The organism is Pseudomonas wayambapalatensis, assembly GCF_049942315.1.
GTDB lineage: Bacteria > Pseudomonadota > Gammaproteobacteria > Pseudomonadales > Pseudomonadaceae > Aquipseudomonas > Aquipseudomonas wayambapalatensis.
Genome location: NZ_JBNFMU010000127.1, coordinates 1 through 2,345 on the forward strand (window position 1 = coordinate 1; position 2,345 = coordinate 2,345).

General features: G+C 67.3%; 1 protein-coding gene. It reads right to left on the reverse strand.

All coding sequences use genetic code 11. From position 1 onward, the window contains the following. The coding region (locus tag ACPZMI_RS07230; protein ID WP_426351962.1) for a condensation domain-containing protein at positions 1 to 2,345 on the reverse strand (2,345 nt) is incomplete at both ends.

Genomic DNA, 2,345 nt, shown 5'->3' on the forward strand with positions numbered 1-2,345 from the left:
CCCCAATATCTGCGGGGTGTTCCACATCTACGAAGCGGCGCGCAAGCATGGGGTAAAACGCGTCCTGCTTGAGCGAGTCGCCCAGGCCTGCCGCCGGGGTCAGGCGCAGCGGGAATACGCTGGTGAACCAGCCGACGCTGCGGGTCAGGTCGAGGTGCTCGAACAGGTCTTCGCGGCCATGGCCTTCCAACTGCACCAGCGCATGGGCCTGGCCGGTCCAGGCGCAGACGACCTGGGCCAGGGCGGTCAGCAGCAGGTCGTTGACCTGGGTGCGATAGGCTGCCGGGGCATCCTGCAGCAAGCGGCGGGTCTGCTGCTTGTCCAGTCGCGAATAGAGCGTGCTGCCGTCGCGATTGCGCTGGCCACCTTCGGCTCGGTCCCAGGGCAATTCGGCGCTCAGTTCGCGGCTCTGGGCCTGCCAGTACTCCAGTTGTTCCAGTGCATTCGTGCTGGCGTGCTGGCGCAGTTGCTCGACCCAGTCGCGCTGCGAGCTGGTCTTGCCCGGCAGGGCCAGGGGTTTGCCGCTGCTCAGTTGCTCGAAGGCCAGTTGCAGGTCTTCGAACAGGATGCGCCACGATACCCCGTCCACCGCCAGGTGATGGATCACCAGCAGCAGGCGCTGGCTGCCGTCTGGCAGGTCGGCCAGCACGGCGCGCAGCAGCGGGCCGTCGCCCAGCGACAGGCTGCGCTGGGCCGATTCGGCCAGGGCTTCCAGTTCGTCGGCAGTGTTCAGGGTGCGCTGCCAGAGCAGCTCGGTTGGCTGCTCGCCGAGCGGGCGATACTGCGCCTGCCAGCCGGCCTCGCCTTCAGTGAAGCTCAGGCGCAGCGCATCGTGGTGCGCGACCAGCGCCTGCAACGCCTGCTCCAGGTAACCCGCGTGCAGCGGCTGGGCAGGCTTGAGCAGCACCGACTGGTTCCAGTGGTGACGCTCGGGGATATCGGTGTCGAAGAACGCCTGCTGGATCGGCAAGAGCGGCATCTCGCCACTGAGCGGGCCCTGCTCGATCAGTTGCGCGCCCTCGCCTTCCTGGGCCACGGTCGCCAGCCCTTGAACGGTCTGGTGCTGGAACAGCGCCTTGGGCGTGAAGCGAATGCCCGCCTGACGCGCCCGGCTGACCACCTGGATCGAGATGATCGAATCGCCGCCCAGCTCGAAGAAGTTGTCGGTCACACCAATCGGCGAAACCTTCAAGACTTCCTCCCAAATCGCCACCAGGCGTTTTTCCAGCACGCTGCGCGGTGCCACCTGGCGTGCCGGAGCACTGGCCTGCGGCGCTGGCAGCGCCTTGCGGTCGAGCTTGCCGTTGGGGGTCAGTGGCAGACGTTCGAGGAACAGCCAGTGGGTGGGCACCATGTAGTCGGGCAAGGTCTGCTTGAGCCAGGCCTTGAGCGGCTCGGCATTGTCGTGCAGCGCGGGAGCGACGACATAACCCACCAGCTGGGTGCTCAGCTCGCCCTGATGCGCGATCACTGCCACTTCACGGACGTCGGCATGAGTCTGCAAACGCGCTTCGATCTCACCCAGCTCGATACGCAGGCCACGTACCTTCACCTGATGGTCCACACGCCCGGCGTACTCCAGCACGCCGTCTTCGCGGTAGCGCGCCAGGTCACCGGTGCGGTACAGCCGCGAGCCGTCCGCCGCGAACGGGTCCGGCAGGTATTTCTCGGCGGTCAGCCCCGGACGCAGCAGATAGCCGCGGGTGATGCCCTCGCCTGCCAGGTACAGCTCCGCCGTCGCCCCGACCGGCACCGATTGCAGCTCGCCGTCCAGCAGGTAGCTGGCGGTGTTGTGCAACGGGCGGCCGATGTTGGCCTGCCCGCCCGCTTCGCGGCGGGTCCAGGTCGAATAGGTGGTGTCTTCCGAAGGGCCGTAGAGGTCGTAGACGTGCTGGATGTGCTCCAGCGCGTAGAGCGCCTCCACCACCGACTGCTTCAGCGGCTCGCCCGCCAGATTGACGATGCGCACGCTCGCCGGTATCTGTCCGGCGCGCAGCAGCGCACTGGCTGCCGACGGCACGCTGTTGATCAGGCGCACCCGATCCCGCGCTGCCAGCTCCGGCAGCTCCAGGGCGTTGCGCGCCCCCACGATGAAACCGCCACCGGCCAGGGTCACGAACAGCTCCCACACCGACAGGTCGAAACAGATCGAGGTGCTGGCCAGCACGCCCTGAATGTCCGCCTGGCTGTATACCTGCTGCGACCAGGCCACCAGCGCGGCGACGTTGCGGTGAGCAATGGCCACGCCTTTCGGGCGACCGGTGGAGCCGGAGGTATAGATCACATAGGCCAGGTGCTCGCCTTCCAGGTGCAGGCCTGGGGCCTGGCTGGGCCAGGTGTCCAGG